Raw genomic sequence first — 22,445 nt, 5'->3', positions numbered from 1 at the left:
GCGAACCCCCACCAGCAAGGAGCGACTGATGCATGAAGCGGCAGATTCCGAAGGCTCGCGGCGCGTGAGTATGAAGTCGGTCCAGCAGTACATCGACGAACGGCCGATGTGGCCCGACGGAACGCATCTTCCGACGGTGCCGATGACGGGCATGCAGTGGCGCATCTGGGCCCTCGCGGCCGCCGGCAAGTTCTTCGAAGGGTTCGTCGTGTTCATGACCGGCGTCGCGCTGCCGCTGATCTCGCGCGAGTTCGGCATCGGCGCCGCGCAGAACGGCCTGATCAGCGCGGCCAGCTTGATGGGGATTCTCGTCGGCGCGGTCGGTCTGGGTGGGATGTCCGATTACTTCGGGCGCAAGCGGATGTTCATCGTGGAGATGATCATCTTCGTCGCGTTTCTCGTGCTGCTGGTGATGTGCACGAACTTCGTCTCGCTCGTGATCTGTCTGTTTGGCCTCGGCGTCGCGCTCGGTTGCGACTATCCGACGGCGCACATGATCATCTCCGAAAGCATCCCGAGCAGCGCACGCGGCAAGCTGGTGCTGGCGGCGTTCGGCTTCCAGGCATTGGGTGCGCTCGGTGGTACAGCGGTAGGTTTCCTCGTCCTGTCGACGATTCCGAATCTCGATGCGTGGCGCTGGATGTACGGCACCGCAATCATCCCGGCACTGGCCGTGACTATCGGCCGCTTCTTCATCACGGAAAGCCCGAGCTGGCTGCATATTCGCGGCGCCGTCGATCGTGCGGAAGCTGCTACGCGACGTTTGCTCGTGCGCGCACCGCAGTATCCGACGAGCATTGCGCTGTCACGTGAGGTCGAACTCGCCGCTGCCGGCCACGGCGGCAAGGGGAGCTTTCTCGCGCTGTTCGCGAAGCGCAACCGGCGTGCGACGATCCTCGCTTCGGTGCCGTGGTTTCTGCAAGACCTCGGCACGTATGGCATCGGCATCTTTACACCGACCATTCTTGCTGCGGCATTCGGCAGCAAGCCCGATCATGTACGCAGCATCACCGACCTGATTCTCAACGACATCCTCGCCGCGAAGGGCGCTGCGCTCATCACGATGCTGCTGATCGTCGGCATTATTTTCGCTGTGATTCTCGCGGACAAGGTGGGGCGGATCTGGTTGCAGGTGGTCGGTTTTATCGGTTGCGCAGCGGGTCTGCTCGTCGCTTCGTTTTCCGATGGCTTTGAAGGGTCGACCAAGACTGTGGTGATTTTCGCAGGCTTCATGCTGTTCAACTTCATGACCAACCTGGGCCCTAACGCGCAGACCTATCTGCTGGCCGGCGAAGTGTTCCCGACCGCGATTCGCGGTACAGGTGCGGGGTTTGCAGCGGCAGTCGGCAAGATCGGCGCGGTCGCGACTGCGTTCCTGTTTCCGATTCTGTTGACCGGCATCGGTACGGGTCCGCTGCTCTACATCCTCGTGGGCACGTCGCTTCTCGGCGCAGTGGTGACGTGGATATTCCGCATCGAAACGAACGGGGTGAGTCTTGACGATATTGGGCGCTAAGCGTGCTGAACGTGCTTAAGCTGCATCGTCGGGCTTCTCACAGCAGAGATGATTTTCGCGTATCGACGGAGACACAGATGACTGACCACCGTAAGAAGCATGCACTGCGTTTGCGCTGGCGACAACGCGTCGCGGCACCGTTGTGCGTAGCCGCGCTTACCTTGATGACAAGCGCGTTGACCCATGCGCAAGACCTCACGTTGCGCGAAACCGGTTCGACCCTGCTGTACCCGCTCTTCACGACGTGGGTCGACGCCTACACGAAGACACATCCCGGCGTGCACATCACCGTGGGTGCGACCGGCTCAGGCAACGGCATCGAACAGGTGCTGGCGGGCAGGGTGGAGATCGGTGCGTCCGACGCGTATATGTCCGATGCGGAAATGCGGCAACACCCGCAGATCATCAACGTGCCGCTCGCTATCGCGGCGCAGACGATCAACTACAACCTGGCAGGATTGAACGCAACGCATCTGAAGCTGGACGGCACAGTGCTCGCTGCGATCTACTCGGGCGCGATTCGCAACTGGGATGCACCGCAGATCGCGGCGCTCAATCCGGGCGTGAAATTGCCGCATCAGGCGATCGTGCCGATCCATCGCGCCGAGGGCTCCGGCGATACGTTTGTGTTCACGCAGTTCCTGTCGTTCGCGACATCCGATTGGGAAAACGCGCACGGTTACGGTACGACGATCGCGTGGCCGGGCGTGCCAGGCGGCGCGACGGCAGTGGGCAATGACGGCATGGTGAAGGCGTTGCAGGCGACGCCCGGATCGATTGGTTACGTCGGTGTCAGCTTCACCGACAAACTGTCCGCTGCGCAACTCGGTACTGCGGCACTCAAGAACGGTGCTGGCGAATTTGTCACGCCGAGCAAGGAGACGATCACGGCGGGCGCTGCATCGCTGGGCACGCGTACGCCGGCCGACGAACGTCTGAGCCTCGTGTTCGCACCTGCATCAGGCACGTATCCGCTCGTCAACTATGAATACGCGATCGTGTCGACGAAGCAGGCCGATGCGACGACTGCTGCGGCGCTGCGCAGATTCCTGCTGTGGTCGATCGTGCCGTCGGAGACGAATGAAGCGTACCTCGACACCGTGCACTTCATTCCGCTGCCGCCGCATACGTGGGAGTTGAGTCAGGCGCAGATCCAGTCGATCAAGTAGCGCTGCTAGAGACGCAGGAAGACGACTCACGGAAGCTTTCCGTGAGTCATTCCGCGACCGCAGCGCTCACTAGCGCAGCCACACCGGCAAGCGGCTTCGCCAGTTCATCCGGTAACCCGTGCCGCAGCTGTAGATACTCCGCCGCGTTATACGAAACCCAGACGTGTTTCTCCGCGTCCTCCCACACCAGCACCTTGAGCGGTAAATCGAGCGCCGCGGTGGGTACCGCTTGCATCAGCGGCGTACCCGCACGCGGATTGCCGAACACGAGCAGTTGTGATGGCTGCATCGCAAGACCTTCGAGTTGCGCGTCGCCGCTGAAGTCGATGTGCGCGAACAGCGTCAGTTGCTTCGATTTGATCAGCGATTCGAACCTGGCAACCGTTTCCTGCACCGAATGGCGGCTGGCGACAGTCACGATTCCGTGATCGGTAGTTTGAGCAGACATGGTTTCTCCACGTTTACGCCGGATTTACACCATACCCGCATTTCTTTCGGAAATCGCTATGCCGCCTTGCGTAGAGTCCCAAGATCCGGAAGAAGGCGAACCCTATGCATGGAATCAACGCACTGAACGGAATGACCGGCGCGAGTGTGCGCCTGGCATCGGTTCTCAAGGCTGCATTCGTGACGATCGTTTTTTTGCTGGCTGGTTTCTCGCCAGTTACCCACGCGCAGTCGATCGCGGCTCCGCTGGCCGCCAGCGGCGGTGCGATCGACGCACCAGCAGCACCGATCGCCCCTGAACTCGACGACATCGTCAGCGCACTCTGTGCACAGTTTCGCGTGACGCGACCCGATTCGATCAAGATTGCTCGCGCGGTGCTCACCGAGGCAAATCGCTATGGCATGTCGCCGGTTTTACTGCTGGCCGTGATGGCGGTCGAATCGGGCTTCGACCGTCACGCGGTGAGCGTGGTCGGGGCGCGAGGGCTCATGCAGATCCTGCCGGCCGCGCATCCGCAACTGCTTGCACGCGCCGGCGATCTGTCGGATCCCGCGACCAACGTGCACCTCGGCTCGGCGATACTGCGCGGCTATCTCGATGACGCCGACGGCGACCTCGGCGCCGCACTGCATCGCTATAGCGGCGGCGGACGAGGGTACGCACGCCGTGTCGACCAGCGGATGCAGCAGTTCAACGCGCACTTTCAAAGCGTCGCCAACGGAAACGGAAGCGCAAACACAAACGCAGCGATGAAACCCTTCCTCTACACCGCCTGGCACCCAGACAGTTCCGCAAGCCAATAGCGCCACACGTCGTTCATCTCGCACGATCCAGCCTCGACAGACCCCCCGCCTTCAAGCAGAAAGCCCGCAGCTCGTCGTAATATATGGGCCTTTATAACGCTACGGGGAATACCATGCTTCGCAAGCTGCTGCTGTCGTGTGCAGTGTTGACCGGTGTATTGAGCGCAAGCGCTCACGCCGCCGACGATACAACCGTCAACGTGCTCTACGCCGGCTCGCTGGTCAACCTGATGGAGCGCAGCGTGGGCCCCGCATTCGAGAAGGAAACCGGCCTGCACTTCCAGGGTTATGCAGCGGGCTCGAACAAGATTGCTAACGAGATCAAAGGCAAGCTGCGCCGCGGCGACGTGTTCATCAGCGCAAGCCCGAAGGTGAATACGAGCCTGATGGGTGCGGCCAACGGCGATCATGTGAACTGGTATGTGAGCTTCGCCGAATCGCCGCTGATGATCGGCTACAACCCGCAAAGCCGCTTCGCTGCCGACTTCAAGAAGAAGCGCTGGGACCAGGTGCTGCAGGAACCGGGCATCCGCATTGGCCGGACCGATCCGAAGCTCGATCCGAAGGGCGCATTTACCGTCGAGATGATGACGAAAGCCGCTGAGCTTTATCATCAGCCGGACCTCGTCGCGAAGACGCTCGGCGCGCCCGACAATCCCGATCAGGTGCTGCCCGAAGAGACGCTCGTTGGACGTCTGCAATCGGGCCAGCTCGATGCTGGCTTCTTCTATTCGACGGAAACGTCGGACCTGAAAATTCCCGCCTTCCGTCCCGCGCCTGAATTGCAGGCCAAGGCGAGCTATACGCTGACCATCCTCAGCGATGCAGCGAATGCGGGCGGCGCGACCCGCTTCGTCAATTTTCTGTTGAGCGAGAAGGGTCGCGCGCTGTTGAAGGAACATGGCGTCGATGTGATCAAGCCGGTAGTAACCGGTGATGCGCGCGCCGTGCCGCCGTCGTTGCAGGCAGTGATCGACGCGGCTCAATGATGCGTTCCGCGCCGCGGCCCTTGCTGTGGCTTGCCGCGCTGCTCGCGGTGTATCTGTGCGCGCCGTTTCTCGCGAGCATTCCGCAGATCGGTCACGCGGACTGGGCGGGCGTCGACTGGCGGGCGACGTGGTCGGCCGTCGGTGTGTCGGCGGCCAGTGCGAGCGTCGCGGCGCTGATCATTCTCGCGGGCGGTGTGCCACTCGGTTACTGGCTCGCGCGTTCGTCGTCGCGCTGGACCGCGTTGCTCGGTTTCGTGGTGCAACTACCGCTCGCCTTGCCACCGCTCACGAGCGGTGTATTGCTGCTGTTTCTGCTCGGGCCGTATAGCTGGATCGGGCGTGTGTTCGGCGGCACGCTGACCGATTCGTTTGCCGGCATCGTCCTCGCTGAAACCTTTGTCGCCGCGCCGTTCCTGATCGTCGCGGCGCGTTCGGCATTCGCCGCGGTCGATCCGGTGTTCGACGATGTCGCCGCGACGCTTGGCCATCACGCAGGCAGCCGTTTCTTTCGCGTGATGCTGCCGGTTGCATGGCCGGCAATACGCGCCGGTCTCGCGCTCGCGTGGTTACGTGCATTCGGCGAATTCGGCGCGACCGTGATGGTTGCCTATCATCCATATTCGTTGCCGGTCTACACCTATGTCGTGTTCGGTGGTCAGGGCTTGCCGGCGATGATGCCGCTGCTGCTCCCTACGTTGGCCATCGCATTGGTGTGCGCCGCACTGTCGATCTATAGCCGCGGCAATCGCGCAGGCACACTCGTCAAGACGGACAACGGCGACGAACCGCCTGTCATCGCGGCAACTTCAACAACCACGAGCACCGCGCCTGACCTGCGGCTTGCCGTGCAGCTAGCCAGACAGCTTGGCGCGTTCAGTCTCGACATCGCGTGGGCGCCGTCGACACGACGGCTCGCGATCATCGGTCCGTCCGGCTCGGGAAAATCGATGGCGCTACGTCTGATCGCCGGGCTGGAGCCGAATGTGGATTGTGCGGTGACGCTCGGCGGAATCGATCTCCATGCGCTGCCACCCGAGCGACGTCAGATCGGTTATATGCCGCAGGACTACGGCCTGTTTCCACATATGACGGTTGCGCAGCAACTCGCGTTTCCCATCGATGCCGATGCAGCCAGCGCCCAGTACTGGCTCGACCATCTCGGTCTTGCCGCGCTCGTCGATCGTTTGCCGCATCAGTTGTCATTCGGTCAACGGCAGCGTGTTGCGCTGGCTCGCGCGCTCACGCGTCACAACCAGCTGCTGCTATTCGACGAACCGTTCGCGGCGCTCGATACACCGCGGCGGCGGCGCTTGCAGCAATCGTTGCGCGATCTGCAGCGCGAAATTTCCGCGGTCACCGTCATCGTGACGCACGATCCCGACGAGGCCGCGCTACTCGCCGACGAAGTGCTCGTGATCGAACACGGACGCGTGCTGCAAAGCGGTCCGGTCGAACAGGTTTTCGAGCAGCCGGCCACGATGCGTGTCGCCGATCTACTCGGCCTGCACAACGTCGGCCAGGGCGTGATCAAGGCGCCGGGGCAGATCGAAGTTGACAGCAGCGGATTCGTACTGGAAACAGCGGACCGTTCGATTCCATCGGGCTGCGAAGTGATGTGGCGGGTGTCGTCGCACGCCATCGTGCCGTCGCCGAACGGCGTACACGTGGGCACGATCGGCGCGGTCGGGTTGCGGCACGGCGAGCGCTACGTCAGCGTGAACGTGGGAAACATCTGCCTCGAGTTTGCCAACGAGGACGACGGCCGGCACGAAAACGACCGCTGCCAGTTTGCCGTCGATCCAGCTGGGGTCTCAGTGTGGAGATATCGCGCGTAGCGACGTCAATGAAACGCCTGGCGCGCCAGCAGCTTCCATGCGCCGTGCTGCTTCTGCCACACGAGCAGGACGTTGAGAGCGACATCGTTCACCTTGCCGTCAGGCTCGACGACCGTACCGGTGAAGTGATCGCGCATCACCGCGGAATCACCGGTGACGGTGGTCACGGTTTGCGTCAGATCGATCCGTCGATACTTCGTTTGTCCGCTCGCAATCGTCGTGACGAATTCCGTCTGGTTCTGCACGAGTCCATTGGAGTGTCCGTACGACAGTGTGTCGGCGGTCAGGTCCTTCATCTGTTGTGCGTCGGCGGCAGTCATCGCCGCGCTCAGGCGCTGCATCGCGTCGTTGACCGCGCTTTCATCGGCGGTGCTGGCAAACGCGCTGGACGCGAGCAGCAGACTGGCCGCGACAGACAACACGAATTTCTTCATGGATGAACTCCTTGTGATCGAGGGCGATGGGCGGCTGACGACGGAGTGAAATACGTCGTCAGATGACATCACGATTATCACGTAGAGTTTCTGGCGAATTGATACTCGTTAACCCTCGCCAATCACACGATTTCGTCTGAAGGTGAGCAAAGTTAACGTATGTCATCGGATGACATAAGAAACTTCAAAGCCGAACCTGCTCCACCATCCGCCTCACGCCGTACTGCGCAACGCGTCGGCAAAACCGTCGACCAGCGACGAGGCACCGCGCCGGTACAGCATCGCAACCGAGGTCGCATTGTCGGTGCCGATGAGCGGAATGAAGCGCACGCCGTGCGGCGCGATGGCGCGCATGCTGGCGGGCACCAGCGCAACCCCGAAGCCGGCTTCGACGAGGCTCAGTTGCGTGGTCTTGCGCGAGGTTGCGCGCGCTGCGCCCGGAAAGAAGCCGTTGCGCATGCATAGCTCCGCGACGCGATAGCTCAGACCGCCGCGTTCGCCATGCGGCAACGACACGAACGACGCTTCCCGCAACGCCGACACCGCGACTTCGTCCGCACCGCTTAGCGGATGCGTCAGCGGCACCGCGAGCATCAACTGCTCGGTGTATAGCTCTTCGATCCGCACGCTTGGGAATCTCACATGGACCGGCAGCCGCACGAAGCCGATGTCGCTGCGGCCTTCCTCGATCTGCTGGCCTTGATGTTCCGACGACATCTGCGAGATTTCGAGCGAGGTGCCTTCGTAGCTCAGCAAATACGCGTTGATCCGCTCGATCAGCGGGCTCGCGAACGGTACGGAGCTGGAGTGCAGCACGCGGATCACGCCGTGTTCGCCGCGCTCCGCATGGCGCGTCTGCACGAGGGTTTCGTTCAGATTGAACAGCAACCGTTTGGCGCCGTCGTAGAAGGTCTTGCCCGCTAGCGTGAGTTCGAAGTGGCGCGCGTTGCGTGTGAGCAGTTGCACCTGCGCGGCGACCTCGAGTTCTTTCACCTGACGGCTGAGTGCCGACTGTGAAATGAACAGCCGCTCGGCAGCCAGACTGTAGCTCCCCGCTTCGACGATTTCTACGAAGTAGCGTAGTTGTCGCATCGACACCATCGTCCATGCCTTTTTTAGATACTTGATTGCGTATTTTATATTGGTCAATCCCAGAACGCATCGATATATTGATTTGCCAGAACTAAAACGCGCAAGACACTTGAGACCATTGCCTTCGTGCCACTAGCTGCACGAATGCCGCAGGAGCGGACCACGGGCTAGACGGGGATTCGGGAAAGGACGGGACTACTACACGATTAGCGAACTGCGTTAGCGAATCCCGCTAGTGCTGCCGGTATCGTGCGTCCACTCAAATCGAAATTTAAAAAAACGACCGCCGCAGATCGTCGTTCCTTTGTTAGAAACAAGGAAGAAAATTCGTGCTGAGCCATCTGAGCGTATCGCATCTGTCAATTATCTGGTTGGGTGTTGCAATATCGTATGTCGTGTTCGGTATTGCCGGATTCGGCACGGCGCTGGTGGCGAGTCCGCTGCTAGCGCAGTTCATGCCGGTCTCGCACATCGTGCCGCTGCTCGCGCTACTCGACTTCTTTGCGGCCACCACCAATCTCGCTCGCGACGGCCGCAAGGCAGAGTTCAGCGAACTAAAGCGGCTGGTGCCGTTGATGATTGTCGGCAGTGGTATCGGTGCGCTGATCCTGTTGTTCACCAAACCCGACGTGCTGTTGCTGCTGCTCGGCATCTTCGTGATCGGCTATTCGATGTATTCGCTGAGCGGCTACAAGCCCATGGCGAAATTCGGTCCGGCGCTCTCGGTGCCGTTCGGTCTTGTCGGCGGTGTGTTTAGCGCGCTGTTCGGCAGTGGCGGTTTCATCTACGCGATCTATCTGCAAAGCCGGCTCGACAGCAAGGAACACATCCGTGTGACGCAAACCACGTTGATCGGTCTGTCGACGCTGACGCGTTTGCTGATCTTTCTCGCCGCCGGTGTCTATGCCGACAGAAACCTGTTGCTGCTCGCCGCGCTGCTTGCGCCGAGCATGCTGGTCGGCGTGTGGGTTGGCCGCCGCATCACCCTGAAGCTGACGCGCGAGCAGTTCATCCGGCTCGTCAACATCGTGATTCTGGTATCGGGCGTGTTCCTGCTGGTCCGGTACTTCTCGTAAGTCACTCACGCATTTCATCCGCATTCGCTGCAACACCGTACATCGCCTTAGAGGCTTAGCCCCATTGGAGAAGCACATGAGTAAAAGTGTATCTGCCGCATTGAAGCTGGAAATCGCGGAGAAAAACGACATGTTCACTGCCGACGACTACCTCGCCAGCATCGACGACGGCCGTGAAGTCTTTATCTACGGCGAGAAAGTGCGCTCGGTGACGACGCATCCGGCGTTTCGCAACAGCGCGCAATCCGTTGCGCGTCTGTACGGCGCGCTGCATGCGCCCGAGTCGCGCGACATCCTGACCACGATCGATCCACACGGATATCGCACGCACCGCTATTTCACACCGGCCCGTTCATCCGACGATCTGCTGAAGGCACGTGCCGCCATCGCGCACTGGTCGCGTATGTCCTACGGTTTCATGGGCCGCACGCCCGACTACAAGGCGGGCTTCACGGCCACGCTGCTGTCGGACCCGGATTTCTACGATCCGTTTCGCAGCAACGCGCTGCGCTGGTACGAGAAGACCGCGCGCAATGTGCTGTTCATGAATCACGTGCTGGCGAATCCTCCCGTGGGCCGCGCGAAGACGATCGACAGCATGCGCGATATCTATCTGCACGTCGAGAAGGAGCGCGACGACGGCATCATCGTGCGCGGCGCGAAGATGGTGGGGACGAGTGCTGCGCTGTCGAACGCAACCTTCGTGGCGCAGAACAGCGCGACGCAATATACCGAGAATCGCGAGGAAGACTTCGCGCTGTGTTTCATCATGCCGATGAACGCGCCGAATCTGAAGATCGTTTGCCGGCGTTCGTTCGAAGCCTCCGCACTGAGTCCATTCGACAACCCGCTGTCGAGCCGCTTCGACGAGAACGACTCGGTGCTGATTTTCGACGGCGTATTCGTGCCGTGGGAAAACCTGCTGATCTACCGTAACGTGCCAAAAGCACGCAGTTTCTATTCCGCCTCGGGTTTTCTCAATCGCTATCCGCTGCAGTCGGGCACGCGTCTCGCGGTCAAGCTCGATTTCCTGTGCGGCGTACTGATCAAGCTGCTCGAATCGAACGGCACGTATGAATTCCGCGGTGTGCGCACGAAGGTTGCCGAAGTAGTCGGCTGGCGCAACGCGATGTGGGAGCTGACCGAGGCGATGTGCATCGCCCCGGAAACGCGCCGCGATGGTTCAGTGGTGCCGCGGCTCGAAGCCGCGGCGACGGTGCGCTACTTCGGCGCGCAGGTCATGTCGCAGATCAAGCCGATCTTCGACACGATCCTGGGCGGCTCGCCGATCATGCAGGTGGCGAGCTATGCGGACATGCAAAACCCGGAGCTGCGCGGGCTCATCGATACGTATTTCCAGGGCACGGATTCGGACGCCGAGACGCGACTGAAGCTCGTCAAGCTGCTGTGGGATGCGATCGGCAGCGAGTTCGGTGGGCGCCACGAGCTTTACGAGCACAACTACGCGGGCAATAACGAACAGGTGCGCATCGACATGCTCAACCATTCGACGTCGAGCGGTGCGATCGATCAGTGCAAGGCGCTCGTCGATCAATGCCTGTCCGACTACGGCATCGACGGCTGGCGCAATCCGGTGTGGCAGTTCGACGGACTGGGCGAAGGAAAGCGCGAAAGCAGTCTGATCGCCTGAATACGGAGAGACCGAATCATGATCTATAGCGGCAAATGGGATCGCGATGGCCTTGACTACAAGGCGTTGCGCAATCAATGGCATGTCGTCGCGCGCGAAGACGAGGTCGGCGCCGACACGCCGCTCGCAGTGCGACTGCTAGGTGAGGACCTAGTGTTGTGGCGCGGACCGACCGGCATCAACGCATGGAAAGACTACTGTGGGCACCGCGGTGCGAAGCTGTCGCTCGGCTGTGTGCGCAACGGCGAGATTGAATGTCCGTATCACGGCTGGCGCTATTCGGATGCGGGCCGGTGCGTGAAGGTACCGGCCCATCCGAATCAGGAACCGCCGGCACAGCGGCTCGTGGCCGTCTATCACGCCACGGTGCGCTACGGTCTGGTCTGGGTGAGCCTCGGTCGGCCGGAAAGCGACGTGCCGGTATTTCCCGAATGGGACAACCCGGCCTTTCGCAAAGTGTTTGCGGGCCCTTACCGTTATCGCGCGAACGCGTTGCGCTCGGTCGAGAATTTTCTCGATGCGTCGCATTTTCCGTTCGTGCATGCCAACCTGAACGGTGACCCCGACAACCCCGATCCGATCGATGACTACGAAGTGTTCAAGGACCCGCAAGGGCTGAGAACGTCGGAAATCACGGTATTCCAGCCCTACGGTGATCATCGCGGCATTCCGGTCACCGCGCACTACACGTACCACGTATTTCAGCCGACCACCGCCTACTTCACGAAGAAGACCGGTGTGACCGAGCGCTTCTGCACATTCCTGAACGCGACACCCGCTGACGAGGACGAGACCGTGCTGTACCTGATCGTCGCGATCAACTTCGGCGCGGACCTGACTGAAGCGCAGATTCTCGATCGCCAGGATCGGGTGTTCGAACAGGACCGCCGGATCGTCGAATCGCAACGGCCGTACCGCCTGCCACTCGATCTGCGCGAAGAAATGCACGTGCGCAGCGACCGGCTTGCCGTCGAATACCGCCGCTGGTTGAAGAGTCTGGGTGAAGCTGCGTCGGCAGCAGGCTCGACTCCGTCGGCGGAGAACGAACCATCGAGGAGCACTTCCTATGCTTGAACATCGCTTCGAAAGCGCACGACAGGCGATCCCGATGCGCGCGCCCGAACCGGACGGCGCATATCGCGATCCACTCGCCGACCCACTCATCGATCCGCTTGCAACGTTGACGTCGCTGGCCGAGCGCGAATCGAATGCGCGTACCTACGCGCGCACGATCGACCGCGTACTCACGCGCGGCGAACTTGCCGTGGTCCACGACAGCGAAGGGCGTCGCTATCTCGACTGCCTCGCATGCGCTGGCGCGCTGCCGCTCGGACACAATCATCCGTATGTGATGGATCGGGTGAATCGATTCCTTGCGTCTGGTCACATTCTGCAGGGGCTCGACATTGCCACGCCGGCGAAGGCCGCGTTCGTCGACGAGCTGTATCGCGTGTTGCCGCCTGCGTTTGCCGCAAACGCGAAAGTGCAGTTCTGCGGTCCGAGCGGCGCCGATGCGGTCGAAGCGGTGATCAAGCTGTTCAAGACCGCGACCGGACGCCGTTCAGTGCTGGCGTTTCATGGCGCGTACCACGGCATGACGATGGGCGCGATGAGTTTGATGGGCAACGCCGCGCCGAAGCAGGCCGTGTCGGGGCATATGGCCGAAGTGTTCTTTCTGCCGTATCCGAATGCGTATCGCTGTCCGTTCGGTGTCGGCGGCGACGCGAGCGACATGCTGTCGTTGTCGTATATCGATCATCTCCTCGCCGATCCTGAAAGCGGGATCACGAAGCCCGCGCTGATCATTCTCGAGGCGGTGCAGGGCGAGGGCGGTTGCATTCCCGCCAGCGCCGCGTGGCTGAAAGGGCTCGCCGCGCTGGCGGAGCGTCACGCAATCCCGCTCGTGATCGACGAAGTGCAGACCGGCTTTGGCCGCACCGGAACGATGTTTGCGCACGAACACGCGGGCATCGTGCCGGATGCGATCGTGATGTCGAAAGCGGTCGGTGGTGGGTTTCCGCTCGCACTGATCGCGTATCACAAGCAATACGACACGTGGAATCCGGGCGCGCACGCGGGCACGTTCCGCGGCAATCAGATTGCGCTGGTGTCCGGCGCGGCAACGCTGCGGTATCTGCGTGAACACGATTTGCCGGCCGCCGCCGCGCGACTCGGTGCGAAGTTGCGCGCCGGGCTCGAGGCTTTGCAACAGCGCTTCGCCTGCATCGGCGATGTGCGCGGTCGCGGTCTGATGCTCGGTGTCGAGATCGTCGATCCGACTGGCCCTCGCGATGCGCGCGGTCTGCCGCCGGCCGACGGCGCGCTCGCGAAGCGCATCAAACGCGAGTGTTTGCAACAGGGGATGATCATCGAGACCGGTGGTCGTCACGGCGCTGTGCTGCGGATGCTGCCGCCGCTCGTCATCACCGATGCGCAGATCGAGGAAATCCTCACGCGGCTGAATCTCGCGCTCGCGGTGAGCGTGGGCGAGGATGTCCATGCGAATGGCACGGAGGCGCCATGAGCGACGACATCGTTATCGCCGAACCACCGATGCTCGATATCATCGGCATCGGTTTTGGACCCGCGAACATCGCGCTCGCGGTCGCACTCGAGGAACTGACCGAGGGCCTGTCGGTGCAATTCCTCGAGAAACGCCGCGGTAAAGGCTGGCAGGAAGGCATGTTGCTGGAGGAGTCCGATATCCAGAACCATCCGCTGCGTGATCTCGTCACGCCGCGCAACCCGCGCAGCCGCTATTCGTTTACCAATTTCCTGTTCGAGAATGGCCGGTTGTTCGAGCATCTGAATCTCGGCCTGCCGTTTCCGTTGCGCATCGAATACGAACAGTACGTGTGCTGGGTGGCGGGTTTCTTCGACCATCAGGTGACGTACGGCGTGAATGTGACCGGCATCACACCGCTCGTCGATCGCGGCACCGGTGCACTGCAAGGCTATGTGGTGCGCGACGCCGCGGGCCGCGAGTGGCGGGCACGCGCGGTCGTGGTGGCGCCGGGCCGCACACCGAACGTGCCCGCACAGTTTGCGCACGCCGACAGCGAACGCATCGTGCATCTGAACGATTATCTGTTTGCACTGAAGCGCGCCTGCAAAGACGGCCGCAAGCCGCGCGTCGCGGTAGTGGGCGGCAGTCAGAGCGCAGTCGAGATTCTGCTGCACGCGCACGGCAGTGGCGCATGCGAATCGGTGACGGGCATTACGCGCAACTTTGGCTTTCGGCAGAAGGACACGAGCCCGTTCTCCGACGAAGTGTATTTCCCCCAATTCGTGCAGACGTTTTTCTTTGCCGACCAGAAGACTAAAGACCGGTTGCGTGCCGAACTTGCGCCGACCAATTATTCTTCCGCCGACAAGGACGTGGTCGAAGCACTCTACGTGAAGCTCTACGCGAACCGGATTCTGCAGCGCGACTCGCTGACGGTTCGGACCAACACCGAAGTCGCTGGTGTCAGCACCGATCCAGAGAGCGTGCAACTGACGTTGCATGACACGGTGACCGATGCCCGGTCCGACGAGCGCTTCGATCTGGTCGTGCTTGCCACTGGCTTTCTCGACATTGGCGATGGTCCGAAGCGCGAAGCGTATCCGAAGCTGCTGGCGGAATTGACGCCGATGTTCGATCTGAGCCGCGGGCATCTGAACGTATCGATCGACTATCGCGTGCAGTTCAGCGATGCTGTCGATGTAGACCACGCCGCTGCACCGGTCTATCTGAACGGACTGTGCGAGTCGTCGCACGGGATGGGCGATTCGGGGTCGTTCAGCCTGCTCGCGCTGCGCTCGGCGGCGATTGCTCAATCGCTGGCCGCGCGGCTGGCAGCGGCATCGCCTGACGGAGCGTTCGATACGGACTGTGCCCTCGCGGGCGACGCTGTGCGCTGAGTCGTACCGCCAGAATCGCACGCTTGCCGCCGATGCGGAACGCATTCCAGCGTCCGGGATCGGCGGCGAGCTGCCCGAGGTGGACGCATTCAGACCCGATGCCGCCTACACTTCATCCTGTGACCCTCCGGAAAAGCCACCATGCTGACCGAAGCCGACGTGCCCAAGACTATCCCCATGCCGTTTCACTACGATGCCTATCGTTTTACCGACCCCGAGCGGATCGACGCGATCGTCGATAGTTTTCCGCTTGCACTGGTTATCAGCAGCGACGGTTTGCAGCCGCATGCAAACCATGTCCCGCTGTTTCGCTGCGCGGGTTCGCGCGATCTGTTCGGTCATGTCGATGCCGCCAATCCGCAGTTTGCCGGGCAGCGGCGGATTCGCGCGCGCATCGTGTTCGTCGGACCGGACAGCTATATTCCGCCCGAAGCCTACGTGACACGCCAGTTGCCGACATGGAACTACGTGTCGGTGCACGTGAGCGGCGTCATCGACGTTGTCACCGACCTCGCGCACAAGCTCGACGTGCTGCGCGAAACGGCCGCGTGCCTGCAACCGGAAGACGCGCCGTATCAGTTCGACGCGCAGGATGAGCGCGTGCAGCGTTTTGCGCCGCACATCCTGGCGTTGCGGATTCGGGTCGAGCATGAAGAGGCGCGGATCAAGCTCTCGCAGGACAAGTCGCCTGCCGACCAGCACGCGGCGCTCGAACATCTGCTCGCCACACGGTCGCGTAGCCCGCGGCGTCTGCTGGAAACGTTCCTGCCGCCTGCGGAGAGTGTGGGGAGTGCGGATAGGGCGCAGCATGCTTGACGAAGCACAGGTCGTCAGTGCGCTGGCCGCGCGCGAGATCGTGCCCGACACGAGCCAGCGCCACGCCATCGCGGCGCTTGTCGCGATGCTTGGCACGCGCGTGCGGCGCACCTGGCTTGGCCATCCGCACGCGCCACCTGGCATCTATTGTCACGGGCTACCGGGCCGCGGCAAGAGTCTCGTCGTCGATACCGTGTTTGGGCTTGCGACCTGTTCGAAGCGGCGCATTCACTTCCATGAGTTCCTGCGCGAGATGAACCAACGGCTCGTCCACGAACCGCACGGCGACGACCGCCTCGCCTCGGTGTCGAAGCAATGGCTGGCCGGCGTCGAATTGCTGTGCTTCGACGAGTTCCATGTGCACGACATCGCGGATGCGTTTCTGATCGGCCGCTTTCTCGATGTCGCCATCGATCTCGGCACGCGCATCGTCCTGACGTCGAATTACGCGCCGGACGGTTTGCTGCCGGACCCGCAGTTTCACGAACGCTTTCAGCCCACCATCGAGCGGATCCGGCAGCACTTCGTCGTGGTTCATTTCGACGGTGAGCGCGACTATCGCTTTGGCAGCGAAGATGCCGCGTTGCTGCGCTTCTTTGCGCCACTTGATACGGCCACCGCGCAGCAACTGCGACACATCTTTGTCCATTACGAAGGCAGCGCGGCGCTACAGGCGCAAACGCTATCCGCCGCGGGGCGCCCGTTCGTGGCGCGCGCGGCGGGCAATGCCTTGCTGTGGGCCGATTTTCAGAACCTGTGCGTCGACAACCGCTCGCACCTCGACTATCTGGAGCTGGCAGAACGCTGGCAAGGATTGATCGTCGACAACCTGCACACCGGGTTGCTGCAGAAGTCGCACACGTTGCAGCGGCTCGTGTGGCTGGTCGACATTTTCTACGATCACAAGCGGGCGCTGTTCATCGCGTCCGATCAACCGATCGCTCCGGCGCTAAACGGCCTGGAAGGCGCACACGATCTGTCGCGCACGCTCAGCCGGCTCGCCGAAATGCAATCTCGCGCGTATCCGAATCCGCTCGATCGCGCGAGACCCCTCTCTGAGACGACACCATGCCCATCGTAAAGATCGAAGATCGCGGTCCACGTACCGCTCAGGAAAAAGCAGCGCTCGTCGGTGTGCTGTTCGACGCGCTGAAGGCGACGCTCGGCGTGAACGACGAGGAGCTGCAGGCGCGCTATCACTGTTACGACGCGGAAGATTTCATTCCTCCCGTCGGGATGGCCGATTATCTGGCGATTGAAATCAGCCTGTTCGTTGGCCGCTCGCTCGATGCAAAGCGTCGCCTGTATGCGCGTATTGCGCGCGACGTCGCGCAACTGCGTGCGATCGATCCGGCGCACATCATCGTACTGCTGCGCGAAGAGCCGTTCGACAACTGGGGCATGCGTGGGGGCAAGGCCGCGACCGATCTTCGCTTCGACTACGCGATCGAGATATGAAGCTGGAGGGTGAACGTGGCGGCGCCGGTGCGCCGACCTGCCGGTGTGCCCAGGTGGAAACGTGGCCCGATGCTGGCGTGGCGTTCTGGGGAGACGGTGGCGATCTCATGATGTATGTCGCGGATGCTGCGCAACTCAGTTCGCCGACGCTGTGGCGTCGGCTTGAGGCGGTCAAGCGCTGCGGCAGCGGTGCGAGTGTAGACAACGGTTTAGATTCCGATGAGCACGATCGATAGTCAGGAACTCATTCGCCAGATCGAACACGCGGTGCGCACGCTAGGCACATCGCGCGATATCGCGCGTATCGGCGGTTGCAGTGTATTTGCGACGCTTGGTATGGACGTGCGCTGGAGCGATACGACACGCCCGCTCGGCGATCTGATCGCAACCGGGATTCGCGCAGCCCTGCCGACACGCGCCGACACCGTGCCGCTGGAAGTGCACTACGACATCGCGCCAGGCTCGCGTGTCGAGTTGCGCATCGCTTTGACCGATGTCGATGCACCTCCTTGCGCGCTGCTGAAAATGCTAAACCCGTCCGATTCGATCGCCGAATGGGTCGCGCAGACTGCGCCTGTCTGGCATCGCGGCGACGCCGGACGGATGCTTGGACTGGGTGTTGGCGGTAACCCCGAATACGCGATGCTGATGGCGCGTACGGCCTTGCTCGACATCGGTGGACAAGTCGAGGAGCATGGATACGATGCGGGCGACTGGCGCGCAACGTTGCACGAGGCGGTTCTTGCTAGCTGCGCCGCTGCGGGTTATCCGGTGCAGACGCTAAGAATCGTCGGCGCGCCGACCCACGCGGGGACGAAACCCGTCGCGCTGATGAGCGGCGAACCAGCTGCGACCACATATGTACGCGTCGAGCTGGAAGTCACTCACGCCTGATTCATCCCTTCATCGGCGCATCGCGTGGATTCAGACGACCGACCATCAACGGATCGGATGGCGTAAACGGGAACTGCGGCAGGTCACGCTCAAGTACACCAAAGGTCGCCCCAATCACCTCGCGTGAAAATGCAGTCACGCTGGTTCTGCAACCGATATCGCCCGGTGTCGGCTGGTCGAAGAAAATCAGAAAATGAAAACCGTCGTCACCTAGCGTTTCGATGTGATGAGGGTACGCACGCGGGACGAAATACACATCGCCTTGCTTAAGCTCGTACTCGTCGAGTGAACCGTCGGGGTCCAGCACACGCATTCTGGCGCTGCCCTTCTCGACATAGCCCATTTCGGCGGTTTCCGGGTGCCAGTGCACATCTCTCATGCCGTTTTCCTTAATACGAAGCGAGTACATGGAGATGTCTTCGAGTGCTGCCCAGTATTGCTTGCGCGCAAGATGCGCGGAGCCGAAGTCGTAGGAGAGCGGCGCATGCTGCCCTTCGACATCGAACAGACGCGCATTGGGTAATCCGGTGTTCGATGGCACGACAGCATTGCCTTGCCGGCGAACAATCTGTTTAGCCGATGAGCGATCGAACGCCGCAAACGCAGATGCAGGCAGATCGTAAGTGTTACCGAGCACGGCGTTTGTCATCGCATTGAAAGTCGAATGCAGCGAGAAGTGCTGAGGGCGCTCGTTGCGCAACGCGATGATCAACTCGGCCGGGTCATGGCCGATGTTCTCGATGTGGTAAATCGCCCCCGATTCAACGTGATACATCTGGCCGGGTTTCACCACGAACGATGAAAACGACGCACTGTTTCCCAGGGTCGAAATCAGCACGGTGCCAGATGCACAGTAGGCAAGCTGGTTGGCGTTGACGTTCCACTGCGGTTCGCGGATCGCGCCCGGGTTGAGGACCATGCGCTTGATGGACAGGCACTTCAGAATGGGCAGAACGCTTGCATCGACTGCGCTGATGAAGCCGTCCTCGCTTTCGAAGACGGGTTTGGCGGTGAGCAACGAAACGATGTGAGGAGATCTGGCTTGCATGATGTCGGATCCATTCGAATGAAATTGGCCGCTATTCATCTGCCCAGGTACGCTTTACATCCGATGCCTGGAACAAGGCGTTATTTTGACCGCAAGGTCGCAGGCAGATTCTGGTGGTCGGAAGAGCAGCAAGGCGCTCAAGCCAACATTAAGAAGCATAGGACAAAAAATTAACAATCTTGTCGTTGTGCAAAAGACCGCTTTGTCACACTAGAGGACAACATCCAATGTCGCGTCTGGACCAGACCGCGTCGCTTCAGCGAAGGTCACGCGCCCGCCAAAAATTAGCATCCGCGATGTACTACGCATCTGCTAAAGCATCGGCATTCGTAACTGCATTGTCTTAAAGAACGTATACCTGTCATATCGCGTCGCTAGATTAGCGGAAGACATGCGGCCCATGCCTTCCAGAATTGCCCTGCACTGAAGAAGCTGCCGTTACGGCGGGTATGCGAGTACCCGTCTTGTCATCGTTGTGCAAACCCCTGGTGAACAACCCGAAAAAGGCGGTGCTTTACATGGCAAGAATCAGCAGACGTACATTCCTCGAGCGCGCCGCGCAGACGGCCGGCGCGGCAGCAGTAGCCGCCGCGATACCGGAGAGCATCCGGCGTGCCCTCGCGATCGAACCGGCCCGCGTGACCGGTACCATCGAGGATGTCGCGCATATCGTCGTCCTGATGCAGGAAAACCGCAGCTTCGATCACTACTTCGGTTCGTTTCCCGGGGTGCGGGGCTTCAACGATCCGCGTACGGTGCTGCGGGCCGACGGCAAGCTGAACTGGTATCAGGCGTACAACGGACGCGACTACGTGCCATGGCACTTCGATACGTCCACCACCTCCGCGCAATGGCTGTCGTCCGACTATCACGACTGGACCTCGTATCACAACCTGTGGAACGAAGGCCGTTGCGACAAGTGGATGGCAGTGCAATGGCCGACCGCCATCGGTTATTACGAGCGCACCGATCTGCCGTACTACTATCCGCTCGCTGAGGCGTTCACGATTTGCGATGCCTACCATCAATCGATGATGGGGCCGACGAATACCAATCGCCTGTATCTGATGTCGGGCACTGCGTCGCCGAATAGCGACGGCACGAACGTCGCGACCAGCAATTACATGACCGACACAGGTCCGACGGTGTCGTGGGGCACGTTTCCAGAACGTCTGCAGCAGGCTGGGATTGACTGGCGGATTTATCAGGACGGTGGCGCAGGATCGTACAACGCGGTCGCGAACTTCCTGACGAGTCACAACTGGATCGACAACAAGAACAATTTCGACTGCAACGCACTCGCGTGGTTTTCGCAGTTCCGGTCGGCGGCGACGACGTCGGATCTGTATCAGCGCGGCATGGGCGTGCGCGGCATTTCGATGCTGCGCGACGATGTGCTCGCCAACCGTCTGCCGCAGGTGTCGTGGATCATTCCGCCGTTTTCGTCGTCCGAGCATCCGTGGTGGGGACCGTCGTTTGGCGAGCAGTACGTTTCGCGCATCCTCGAGGCGCTGACGTCGAACCCCGACGTATGGGCGAAGACCGTGTTCCTGATCTGCTACGACGAAGGTGATGGCGGCTACGATCACGTCACGGCGCCCGTGCCGCCGTGGAAGGCCGGCAAGGGCCTGTCGACCGTGAGCGTCGAAGGCGAGATTGAACAGGCTTCGGGTTTGCCTATTGGTCTTGGTCCGCGCGTTCCGCTGCTTGCGATATCGCCGTGGTCGAAGGGCGGCTGGACCAGCTCGGAAGTATTCGACCACACATCGGTGATCCGCTTTATCGAAAAGCGTTTCCTCGGTCAATACCCGAGCGTCTACGAAAGCAATATCACGCCGTGGCGCAGGGCGGTTTGCGGCGACCTGACATCGGTGTTCGATTTCGCGGGCACAGCCGATGCAGCGGTGCCCGCGAACCTGCTCAACCTGAACGCCACAGAGGCTCAGCTCGACTACGCTTACTGGACACAGTTCTATTTCGCGTCGCCGGCTTACCCGTCCTCCTATCCGGCCCAGAATGCGCCGCTGCCTGTTCAGGAGCCGGGGCAGCGCAAAGCGCGGCCCGTGCCGTATGAGTTGTTTGCGGAAGCCTCGATCAACCTGACCGCTGGCACGATCCAGCTCGCGTTCACCAACAACGGCAAGGCGATTCCAGGCAACGCGCAAGGCGTCTCCGCTGCCGTGTTCCAGGTCAACGACGCAAAGAGTAGCGATGGCCCGCGGTTCTATACGATCCAGAGCGGCAACCAGCTGGCTGACCAATGGTCGCCTGTGCGCGATTCACAAGGGCTCTACGATCTGTCGGTATATGGACCGAACGGCTTCTATCGTGCGTTCACGGGCAACGTCACGGGGCAAGCGACGCTTGAAGTCACCGTCGCCTATCTGCCCAATGGCAACTTGATCATCATGGCGCGCAATACCGGCAAGACTGTTCGCACGGTGACGGTCGTGGACAACGCTTATGGCGGTGCTACGCGCACCGGCCAGATCGCGCCGGGGAGCGTCGGCAGAATGGAGTGGGGTGCATCGGCAAGCGGCGGATGGTATGACCTGAGCGTCACGACAAACGTAGAGACGGGCTACCTGAGAAGGCTTGCCGGTCACGTCGAAACCGGTAGCGCCAGTGTGACCGATCCACTATTCAAATCGAGGCAGGCGTAAGCGATGAACCGGCAGAACATGCTCTGGGCGGCCTCTGCGATTATCGTGGCCGGTGCCGCGGTGTCTGGTGTGCTGCTCAGTAGCAGTTTCAACAGTGGTCGTAACAGCAATGCGCCGCAGTCCGCCAGTTCGGCGGCGGGCAACGCGTCTTTAGTGCAGAACAGCAAGGTGAACACCATGTCGTCCCCATCGCCGGCAGATTTTCAGGCGCAACTCGAAGCGTATGGACTCAAGCGCGCGCAGCTCTCGCCCGATGCACGTCGCGCAGCAGCACAGCAGTTGATCGACGAACTCAAGCAGGGTGCGCAGGCAGGCACGATCGATCCGCGTCATGCGTCCGATCTTGCCGACATGCTATGGATTGATGCAGAGCCGGATGCCGCCAAGCGCGTCGCTCGCAGCGACGCATTGCATCAGACGTTGCGTGACATCGCGATGCCGCCGGTAACGCCGTCGCCGCAGCGTGAGCAGCAGGATCAGTCATATGCCGAAGCGAGCCGGCAGGTGATCGCCGATGTTACGTCGAGTGTTTCGGATCGAACCGAGCAGCGTGTTTTGATCGACGAACGTTTGCGCGATCTGCGCAAGCGTATTTATGGCGATGCGGATGCGGGGCGATCGCGCTAGGGAAGGGCGAAACGGCACGACAC

Annotated in this window: 21 protein-coding genes; 17 read left to right on the top strand and 4 right to left on the bottom strand. The window is 61.2% G+C overall.

Going from position 1 to position 22,445, the window contains the following annotated elements:
* Nucleotides 1–28: 28 nt before the first annotated feature.
* Nucleotides 29–1,516, top strand: a complete 1,488-nt coding sequence (locus tag BWP39_RS12555; RefSeq protein ID WP_096720583.1) for an MFS transporter — start codon at nucleotides 29–31, stop codon at nucleotides 1,514–1,516.
* A gap of 77 nt (nucleotides 1,517–1,593) precedes the next feature.
* A complete protein-coding gene (gene pstS / locus BWP39_RS12550; RefSeq protein ID WP_096720581.1) occupies nucleotides 1,594–2,685 on the top strand; it encodes a phosphate ABC transporter substrate-binding protein PstS in 1,092 nt (363 codons plus the stop codon).
* 46 nt (nucleotides 2,686–2,731) lie between these two features.
* Here the strand turns inward: pstS and BWP39_RS12545 are convergent, their stop codons facing one another.
* Entirely contained in the window at nucleotides 2,732–3,133 is a 402-nt protein-coding gene (locus BWP39_RS12545) for a DUF302 domain-containing protein (RefSeq protein WP_096720579.1), read from the bottom strand.
* Between the two features lie 104 nt (nucleotides 3,134–3,237).
* Here BWP39_RS12545 and BWP39_RS12540 point away from each other — a divergent pair, with 104 nt between their 5' ends.
* The 3 genes from BWP39_RS12540 (at nucleotide 3,238) to BWP39_RS12530 (ending at nucleotide 6,760) form a co-directional block, all read left to right on the top strand.
* The gene (locus tag BWP39_RS12540; RefSeq protein WP_096720577.1) at nucleotides 3,238–3,936 is read left to right on the top strand and encodes a lytic transglycosylase domain-containing protein; all 699 of its coding nucleotides are present in this window, start codon (nucleotides 3,238–3,240) and stop codon (nucleotides 3,934–3,936) included.
* A gap of 113 nt (nucleotides 3,937–4,049) precedes the next feature.
* Nucleotides 4,050–4,925, top strand: coding sequence for an extracellular solute-binding protein (locus BWP39_RS12535; protein WP_096722496.1), 876 nt, complete (start codon nucleotides 4,050–4,052; stop codon nucleotides 4,923–4,925).
* Nucleotides 4,922–6,760 carry an ABC transporter ATP-binding protein/permease gene (locus tag BWP39_RS12530; protein ID WP_096720575.1) on the top strand — a complete coding sequence of 613 codons (1,839 nt, stop codon included), beginning with the start codon at nucleotides 4,922–4,924 and terminating at the stop codon, nucleotides 6,758–6,760. The genes BWP39_RS12535 and BWP39_RS12530 overlap by 4 nt, the downstream gene beginning before the upstream one ends.
* Before the next feature lie 5 nt (nucleotides 6,761–6,765).
* Here BWP39_RS12530 and BWP39_RS12525 read toward each other — a convergent pair whose 3' ends face one another.
* Nucleotides 6,766–7,194 (bottom strand): nuclear transport factor 2 family protein, encoded by a 429-nt coding sequence (locus tag BWP39_RS12525; RefSeq protein ID WP_157915140.1) that lies wholly within the window; start codon nucleotides 7,192–7,194, stop codon nucleotides 6,766–6,768.
* A gap of 213 nt (nucleotides 7,195–7,407) precedes the next feature.
* Nucleotides 7,408–8,286, bottom strand: coding sequence for a LysR family transcriptional regulator (locus BWP39_RS12520; protein ID WP_235851417.1), 879 nt, complete (start codon nucleotides 8,284–8,286; stop codon nucleotides 7,408–7,410).
* Nucleotides 8,287–8,615: 329 nt separating this feature from the next.
* Between BWP39_RS12520 and BWP39_RS12515 the strand changes: the two genes are divergently transcribed.
* From BWP39_RS12515 to BWP39_RS12470, 10 genes are all read left to right on the top strand, one after another.
* Nucleotides 8,616–9,362 carry a sulfite exporter TauE/SafE family protein gene (locus tag BWP39_RS12515; RefSeq protein ID WP_096720569.1) on the top strand — a complete coding sequence of 249 codons (747 nt, stop codon included), beginning with the start codon at nucleotides 8,616–8,618 and terminating at the stop codon, nucleotides 9,360–9,362.
* Nucleotides 9,363–9,438: 76 nt separating this feature from the next.
* The gene (locus BWP39_RS12510) at nucleotides 9,439–11,013 is read left to right on the top strand and encodes a 4-hydroxyphenylacetate 3-hydroxylase family protein (RefSeq protein WP_096720567.1); all 1,575 of its coding nucleotides are present in this window, start codon (nucleotides 9,439–9,441) and stop codon (nucleotides 11,011–11,013) included.
* Nucleotides 11,014–11,031: 18 nt separating this feature from the next.
* Nucleotides 11,032–12,087 (top strand): aromatic ring-hydroxylating dioxygenase subunit alpha, encoded by a 1,056-nt coding sequence (locus tag BWP39_RS12505; RefSeq protein ID WP_096720565.1) that lies wholly within the window; start codon nucleotides 11,032–11,034, stop codon nucleotides 12,085–12,087.
* Nucleotides 12,080–13,537 carry a diaminobutyrate--2-oxoglutarate transaminase family protein gene (locus BWP39_RS12500; RefSeq protein WP_207556782.1) on the top strand — a complete coding sequence of 486 codons (1,458 nt, stop codon included), beginning with the start codon at nucleotides 12,080–12,082 and terminating at the stop codon, nucleotides 13,535–13,537. The genes BWP39_RS12505 and BWP39_RS12500 overlap by 8 nt, the downstream gene beginning before the upstream one ends.
* A complete protein-coding gene (locus tag BWP39_RS12495) occupies nucleotides 13,534–14,916 on the top strand; it encodes a SidA/IucD/PvdA family monooxygenase (RefSeq protein WP_096720563.1) in 1,383 nt (460 codons plus the stop codon). The genes BWP39_RS12500 and BWP39_RS12495 overlap by 4 nt, the downstream gene beginning before the upstream one ends.
* 141 nt (nucleotides 14,917–15,057) lie before the next feature.
* Nucleotides 15,058–15,732: an FMN-binding negative transcriptional regulator gene (locus BWP39_RS12490; protein ID WP_096720561.1), complete on the top strand. Its 675-nt coding sequence runs from the start codon at nucleotides 15,058–15,060 to the stop codon at nucleotides 15,730–15,732.
* The gene (gene zapE, locus BWP39_RS12485; protein WP_096720559.1) at nucleotides 15,725–16,813 is read left to right on the top strand and encodes a cell division protein ZapE; all 1,089 of its coding nucleotides are present in this window, start codon (nucleotides 15,725–15,727) and stop codon (nucleotides 16,811–16,813) included. The genes BWP39_RS12490 and zapE overlap by 8 nt, the downstream gene beginning before the upstream one ends.
* Entirely contained in the window at nucleotides 16,801–17,190 is a 390-nt protein-coding gene (locus tag BWP39_RS12480) for a tautomerase family protein (protein ID WP_096720556.1), read from the top strand. The genes zapE and BWP39_RS12480 overlap by 13 nt, the downstream gene beginning before the upstream one ends.
* Entirely contained in the window at nucleotides 17,187–17,426 is a 240-nt protein-coding gene (locus tag BWP39_RS12475; protein WP_096720554.1) for a hypothetical protein, read from the top strand. Before BWP39_RS12480 ends, BWP39_RS12475 begins: the two co-directional genes overlap by 4 nt.
* The gene (locus BWP39_RS12470) at nucleotides 17,410–18,084 is read left to right on the top strand and encodes a fumarate hydratase (RefSeq protein WP_096720552.1); all 675 of its coding nucleotides are present in this window, start codon (nucleotides 17,410–17,412) and stop codon (nucleotides 18,082–18,084) included. Before BWP39_RS12475 ends, BWP39_RS12470 begins: the two co-directional genes overlap by 17 nt.
* 1 nt (nucleotide 18,085) lies before the next feature.
* Here the strand turns inward: BWP39_RS12470 and BWP39_RS12465 are convergent, their stop codons facing one another.
* The gene (locus tag BWP39_RS12465; RefSeq protein WP_096722492.1) at nucleotides 18,086–19,132 is read right to left on the bottom strand and encodes a cupin domain-containing protein; all 1,047 of its coding nucleotides are present in this window, start codon (nucleotides 19,130–19,132) and stop codon (nucleotides 18,086–18,088) included.
* A 518-nt stretch (nucleotides 19,133–19,650) separates the two neighbouring features.
* On the opposite strand from BWP39_RS12465, the gene BWP39_RS12460 reads away from it, so the two are divergent.
* The gene (locus BWP39_RS12460; protein ID WP_096722490.1) at nucleotides 19,651–21,795 is read left to right on the top strand and encodes a phosphocholine-specific phospholipase C; all 2,145 of its coding nucleotides are present in this window, start codon (nucleotides 19,651–19,653) and stop codon (nucleotides 21,793–21,795) included.
* A gap of 3 nt (nucleotides 21,796–21,798) precedes the next feature.
* Nucleotides 21,799–22,422 carry a phospholipase C accessory protein PlcR gene (plcR, locus tag BWP39_RS12455; RefSeq protein WP_096720549.1) on the top strand — a complete coding sequence of 208 codons (624 nt, stop codon included), beginning with the start codon at nucleotides 21,799–21,801 and terminating at the stop codon, nucleotides 22,420–22,422.
* The last annotated feature ends 23 nt before the right edge of the window (nucleotides 22,423–22,445 follow it).

Origin of the sequence: Paraburkholderia acidicola, from assembly GCF_002362315.1 — a bacterium.
GTDB classification, from domain to species: domain Bacteria; phylum Pseudomonadota; class Gammaproteobacteria; order Burkholderiales; family Burkholderiaceae; genus Paraburkholderia; species Paraburkholderia acidicola.
This window is presented reverse-complemented; position numbering and strand designations above follow the sequence as displayed.

Bases quoted from the DNA above. Each gene is read 5' to 3' on its own strand.
- BWP39_RS12555 (WP_096720583.1), top strand. From the start codon at position 29: ATGCATGAAGCGGCAGATTCCGAAGGCTCGCGGCGCGTGAGTATGAAG.
- pstS (WP_096720581.1), top strand. From the start codon at position 1,594: ATGACTGACCACCGTAAGAAGCATGCACTGCGTTTGCGCTGGCGACAA.
- BWP39_RS12545 (WP_096720579.1), bottom strand. From the start codon at position 3,133: ATGTCTGCTCAAACTACCGATCACGGAATCGTGACTGTCGCCAGCCGC.
- BWP39_RS12540 (WP_096720577.1), top strand. From the start codon at position 3,238: ATGCATGGAATCAACGCACTGAACGGAATGACCGGCGCGAGTGTGCGC.
- BWP39_RS12535 (WP_096722496.1), top strand. From the start codon at position 4,050: ATGCTTCGCAAGCTGCTGCTGTCGTGTGCAGTGTTGACCGGTGTATTG.
- BWP39_RS12530 (WP_096720575.1), top strand. From the start codon at position 4,922: ATGATGCGTTCCGCGCCGCGGCCCTTGCTGTGGCTTGCCGCGCTGCTC.
- BWP39_RS12525 (WP_157915140.1), bottom strand. From the start codon at position 7,194: ATGAAGAAATTCGTGTTGTCTGTCGCGGCCAGTCTGCTGCTCGCGTCC.
- BWP39_RS12520 (WP_235851417.1), bottom strand. From the start codon at position 8,286: ATGCGACAACTACGCTACTTCGTAGAAATCGTCGAAGCGGGGAGCTAC.
- BWP39_RS12510 (WP_096720567.1), top strand. From the start codon at position 9,439: ATGAGTAAAAGTGTATCTGCCGCATTGAAGCTGGAAATCGCGGAGAAA.
- BWP39_RS12505 (WP_096720565.1), top strand. From the start codon at position 11,032: ATGATCTATAGCGGCAAATGGGATCGCGATGGCCTTGACTACAAGGCG.
- BWP39_RS12500 (WP_207556782.1), top strand. From the start codon at position 12,080: ATGCTTGAACATCGCTTCGAAAGCGCACGACAGGCGATCCCGATGCGC.
- BWP39_RS12495 (WP_096720563.1), top strand. From the start codon at position 13,534: ATGAGCGACGACATCGTTATCGCCGAACCACCGATGCTCGATATCATC.
- BWP39_RS12490 (WP_096720561.1), top strand. From the start codon at position 15,058: ATGCTGACCGAAGCCGACGTGCCCAAGACTATCCCCATGCCGTTTCAC.
- zapE (WP_096720559.1), top strand. From the start codon at position 15,725: ATGCTTGACGAAGCACAGGTCGTCAGTGCGCTGGCCGCGCGCGAGATC.
- BWP39_RS12480 (WP_096720556.1), top strand. From the start codon at position 16,801: ATGCCCATCGTAAAGATCGAAGATCGCGGTCCACGTACCGCTCAGGAA.
- BWP39_RS12475 (WP_096720554.1), top strand. From the start codon at position 17,187: ATGAAGCTGGAGGGTGAACGTGGCGGCGCCGGTGCGCCGACCTGCCGG.
- BWP39_RS12470 (WP_096720552.1), top strand. From the start codon at position 17,410: ATGAGCACGATCGATAGTCAGGAACTCATTCGCCAGATCGAACACGCG.
- BWP39_RS12465 (WP_096722492.1), bottom strand. From the start codon at position 19,132: ATGCAAGCCAGATCTCCTCACATCGTTTCGTTGCTCACCGCCAAACCC.
- BWP39_RS12460 (WP_096722490.1), top strand. From the start codon at position 19,651: ATGGCAAGAATCAGCAGACGTACATTCCTCGAGCGCGCCGCGCAGACG.
- plcR (WP_096720549.1), top strand. From the start codon at position 21,799: ATGAACCGGCAGAACATGCTCTGGGCGGCCTCTGCGATTATCGTGGCC.